This is a genomic window from Methylocucumis oryzae, assembly GCF_000963695.1.
GTDB classification, from domain to species: Bacteria; Pseudomonadota; Gammaproteobacteria; order Methylococcales; family Methylomonadaceae; genus Methylovulum; species Methylovulum oryzae.
In genome coordinates this window covers 1-4,461 of record NZ_LAJX01000157.1, presented here as the reverse complement: position 1 = coordinate 4,461, position 4,461 = coordinate 1, and the positions used below count along the sequence as shown (strand labels likewise).

7 protein-coding genes are annotated in these 4,461 nt (G+C 43.2%); 4 read left to right on the top strand and 3 right to left on the bottom strand.

The window, feature by feature from the left end:
* Positions 1-155, top strand: a 155-nt coding sequence (locus tag VZ94_RS24580; RefSeq protein ID WP_131655577.1) for a transposase domain-containing protein, incomplete at its 5' end; no start/stop codon positions are given.
* A 173-nt stretch (positions 156-328) separates the two neighbouring features.
* On the opposite strand, the gene VZ94_RS26490 is transcribed toward VZ94_RS24580, so the two are convergent.
* Positions 329-469 (bottom strand): hypothetical protein, encoded by a 141-nt coding sequence (locus VZ94_RS26490; protein ID WP_192828661.1) that lies wholly within the window; start codon positions 467-469, stop codon positions 329-331.
* A 58-nt stretch (positions 470-527) separates the two neighbouring features.
* Positions 528-1,808: a hydroxymethylglutaryl-CoA synthase family protein gene (locus tag VZ94_RS14865; RefSeq protein WP_045779829.1), complete on the bottom strand. Its 1,281-nt coding sequence runs from the start codon at positions 1,806-1,808 to the stop codon at positions 528-530.
* 138 nt (positions 1,809-1,946) lie between these two features.
* Between VZ94_RS14865 and VZ94_RS14860 the strand changes: the two genes are divergently transcribed.
* The 3 genes from VZ94_RS14860 to VZ94_RS14855 are packed head-to-tail and all read left to right on the top strand — an operon-like array spanning position 1,947 to position 3,795.
* On the top strand, positions 1,947-2,789 hold the full coding sequence (locus VZ94_RS14860) for a hypothetical protein (protein ID WP_045779828.1): 843 nt from the start codon (positions 1,947-1,949) through the stop codon (positions 2,787-2,789).
* 4 nt (positions 2,790-2,793) lie between these two features.
* Positions 2,794-2,967 (top strand): hypothetical protein, encoded by a 174-nt coding sequence (locus tag VZ94_RS26050; RefSeq protein WP_157844946.1) that lies wholly within the window; start codon positions 2,794-2,796, stop codon positions 2,965-2,967.
* 6 nt (positions 2,968-2,973) lie between these two features.
* Complete coding sequence (locus tag VZ94_RS14855; RefSeq protein WP_045779827.1) at positions 2,974-3,795, top strand: SDR family oxidoreductase; 822 nt, start codon at positions 2,974-2,976, stop codon at positions 3,793-3,795.
* Positions 3,796-3,828: 33 nt separating this feature from the next.
* Here VZ94_RS14855 and VZ94_RS14850 read toward each other — a convergent pair whose 3' ends face one another.
* A complete protein-coding gene (locus tag VZ94_RS14850) occupies positions 3,829-4,428 on the bottom strand; it encodes an NAD(P)/FAD-dependent oxidoreductase (RefSeq protein WP_045779826.1) in 600 nt (199 codons plus the stop codon).
* Positions 4,429-4,461: the final 33 nt, after the last annotated feature.

Sequence of the window (4,461 nt, the reverse complement as noted above, 5' to 3'; positions counted from 1 at the left end):
TATTAGGGACGGCTAAACTCAATGGCTTAAATCCTACCGAATGGCTCAAGGATACTTTGGAAAAATTACCGACTTGGCCCAACAGTCGTATCGATGAGTTGCTGCCTTTTGCAACGGCAAATTCCGAGACAGTTAAGGATCAGAATGTCTTTTAGAAAACAACGTGGCTAGATTGAACGGTTACTGAAAAAAGACAGATGGTATAGTTTTCACCAACAAAAACGCAGACCAGCGAGATACAAAATAGCTAGACCACCTAATTTTATTCCCTTAACAACGCCGCTATAGCCAACAGCTCGGCCAACTGAGATTCAGTCGCGGACATTACCTACCACCCCGAATCCTCATCTTTCTGATAAGGTTGCGGCTTAACATCCTTAGGTGGCTTCGATAAGTTACTTGAGCGTAATAAAATCAAGGCACTGCCTAATACAAACGCTAGCGCTAGAATAAATAGTAGTATCCACATAATACCTCCGACTGATTAATACAGGTTTGTGCTTGTAAGATCGGGTAATGAACAGCGCTTAAGCTACCCATTCATATTGCCGATAAAACTCTTTTATTTCGCGCAAATAAATTCTAGCTTTGCCTTCTTTTAGCGTCGCGTTTTGGTTTGTTTGCCAAACACCGGGTAACAATTCAGTATCGATAACGGCATTACGAGTACCGAATTTCACTTGCTCACTGCCGGCTAATAGTGTTTCGTATTCGGGCATTGATAAGCGATAACGGTTATCTAAATGGCTGGCTATCGCCATAGTGCCTAGTTTCTTTTGCCCTGAAGGCGTGACTACGCCGCTATAAAACTCAGAACAACAACCGGAACCATAGGAAAAACACCCAATACGCTTAGGGCTATTAATGTCACCGTAATCGATGCTACCTGCTAACGACAATAACACGGTCGCACCCATGATATTCCCAACCCGTTGGCAATAGCTTAAGCCAGGCATGACGCGCTGCATAAAATCTTGCTCAATATCATCGCGCCCGGCTTTAGCTATTTTACGCATCATTTGCCTATGCGCGCCTTTAACCATGCCGCCAAACGGCGTGTGGAAGCTTAAATAATTGAAACTAGTTCGATAATCGACATCGGCAACGCGTTGTTGATATTGTAAAAATGCTTGTTCGCAGCAATCTAAATACGACAATAAGGATAAATCCGCATTACCGGCTTCGCTGTCGGGAATTGGCCTACAGGTATCCATGACTTCATAACCATAATAGCCATTCGCGCCGACATCGATTTGAAAAATGTCAGGCTGCTCGCTTACCAGTAACGCAACAGCACCCGCGCCACCACTAGGCTCGGTAAACGACCAATCCATAGTTAATGCATCGCCACCTTCCGCGACTAAAAACCTAGAAATATCTGTAGCAACAACTAACGCTTTTGCCCCTGGCGAGGTTTGCGCCAAGATAAAATTCACTGCCATTTGTAACCCCGCTGTCCCTGAGTAACACGCTTGTTTTAACTCGAACATGCGGCAATTACGATTTAGTCCTAAGTAATAATGCATGTAAGTACTCATCGACTTGCCAAAATCGATACCTGACTCAGAGCAACAGATTAACAGTTCGATACGGTCTTTTTCAGCTTCAGATAAGGCGTCTATGATGGGCTTAGCCGCATTAATACCAAAGGTAACGGGGTCTTCAAATGGCATAGCCACGGTTTTTTGCTTCATTAGCAAATTATCAAATCTCGCCGTGTCGAGTTGACGGTAATGCGCTAATTCCAAAACATCTAAATAAGCGCTACCACCGTAATGATTCATTGCTTCTATGCCTACCGCGACCATGCTTGACTCCTGAATGAAATTAAATGAAGACTGATAAAACTTGTTAACATAAATTCGCTTGAATGTTGCAATTACGATAGAATCCAGTCGCTAATTCACGTTGTACGCTATTTTAACCTGACTGTAGAGACGCTTAACATGCTGGATATACTTAAAGAGCGCTATTTTAACGAATATTACACCAGCGGCTTTGTTGAAACCGGTTTAACCTTGCCTGAATCCTTAGTCGATACCATCAAAGCCCATTATCAAGCCATTCAACTGGGCCATAACGACTTCCCTAAATTTTTTGCTAATAACGAACATCAAGCCTATTTAGAAGGCAAAGCGTTAGGTGCGCTGTTTAGCACGTTTCCAGGGCTGGCAAAGAAAATGGTTAAGAGCTTGTACGATAGAACCTATCATAAAGCCGTGTATGCTGAGCAAGCTTATATTGCTGATGTCTGCGCGTATTTACTAAGCCAAGGCTTACATAAGTTTTTTAAAACCCGTTATTTAGTGGTTGGTTATGATATTTTTCTCGGCAATGATTTTGGTCGCTCTGCTGCCGGTATTCACACCGACTTACCCAATTTCCATCATTTTTACGAAACCGAAAACGATGTCACATTATACATTCCGTTAATCAATTTAGACGATGATAACGGTGGTCGTATTACGGTATTACCGGAAGCTAAGCTCAAAATTCCTGGCAATGTTTTGCTGAAACAATTGCAAAACCATTTTGGTCACGATGCCAGATTTTTAGATGAAAACGGTTATATAGACCCGGAAAAAATCACAGCGGAAGATTTAGCAGGCTTTATTAAAAGCAAGCCTTATCAACAACTCATGGCGCATTATAAAAATGTGATTACCTTAGCCAAAAAACATTACAGCCAAGAGTTTCTCAAATACGATGAAAGCAAAGGCAAAGTTTTGTTATGGAATAATAAAAAACTTCCACGCTGCCGAATTATGGAAAAACCAACACGAAGATAGAGCCGTGTATATTATTCGCTTATTTCCGATTTATGACTGCAATATCAAGCTCAAAAACCACTTACATGGCAAGCTGTTTAACAATCATTTAATTGACACTGAAACCGGCGAATTACATAGGTACGACCATGCTGTTGATGTCAGTCAAATTCCACAGCAATACAAATTGAGTTTATAGCCATAAATGACCAGATTAAACAATAAGATAGCGTTAATCACCGGCGGTAGTCGCGGCATTGGCGCTGGCACCGCTAAACTACTTGCCCAGCACGGTGCGTTTGTCATTATCGTCGATATTCTCGATGACTTAGGTTTAGCCGTTGTTGACGAAATAGGCGATAACGCCTGTTACTATCATTTAGATGTCCGCCAAGAAGCGGATTGGATGGCCGTCACTGACGCCATTAAACAACGCTTTGGCCGTTTAGATGTGGTGTTTAACAATGCCGGTGTGTCCGGTTTTGAGCCAGAATTTTTAGGACGACCGCAAGACGTTGAGCAGGTATCACTCAACGATTGGCAACAAATTCATGCGGTAAACTTGGATGGTGTGTTTTTAGGCTGTAAATACGGTATTCAGCTCATGAAAGCCCAAGGCGGCTCTATTATCAATATGTCATCGCGCTCAGGCATGGTTGGCATTGCTCAAACAGCTGGTTATTGCTCTAGTAAAGGTGCTGTGCGTAATTTAACGAAAAGCGTGGCCATGCATTGCGCGCAGCATGGTTACAATATTCGCTGTAATTCATTACACCCCGGTGCGATTTATACCCCGATTTGGGATACCGTGATGGGTGACACAGAAGAACAACGCACGGCCACACTAAACTTTGTTAAACGTGGCATTCCATTAAACGATATGGGTACACCATTAGATGTTGCCTATTGCGTGTTGTACTTAGCCTCAGATGAATCGCGTTATATGACCGGTTCAGAAATCGTGTTAGATGGTGGAATTATGGCGGGCAGTACCGCGACCTTATCCCATGAAGACAGCGAATCCTAAGCAATGAACGCCAGTCCTTGCAGTTCGCCTTGCTCACGCCAAGCCTTTAGCAAGGCAAAAAAACGCCTCGGAACCACCACCATAAAAGCTGGCGATTTTAGCGTTATTACCCTCATTAGGCTTACCTTCGTTGTTGTAATAACCGGGTGTGCATTCTTGATAAAACGTAGAGTACGATTGTGCTAAACGTGTAATTTCTGCAACCCATGCCGCTTCACCTTGTTCTGTAACATCAACCGCGCGTTGACCGCGCTTAGTGACTTCGGCGACGATATAGGCGATATGCTCGCTTTGCTCGTACAACATGTGAGTGTAATTAGCGGTATACGCCCCTTGTGTCATACCGACAAAAAAACAGTTTGGAAAACCTTGGGTTTGCATACCGTATAAGGTGCGCATCCCTTCAGCCCACTTGTCTGATAAGCTTAAACCGTTTTCACCATACAGTTCAAAACCCGCGCGTTTAGGATAGGCCGTACCGATTTCAAACCCCGTCGCGAAAATTAAACAATCGACGTCATAATGGCTATTACCAACGACGACCGAGCTTTCTGTTAACCCGGTGACGCCTTTTCCATCGGTATCAACCAACTGGACATTAGGACGATTAAAACGCTTGTAAATACGCATCATTAAAACAAGAAGGCCGTTTACAAAAAGACTTTA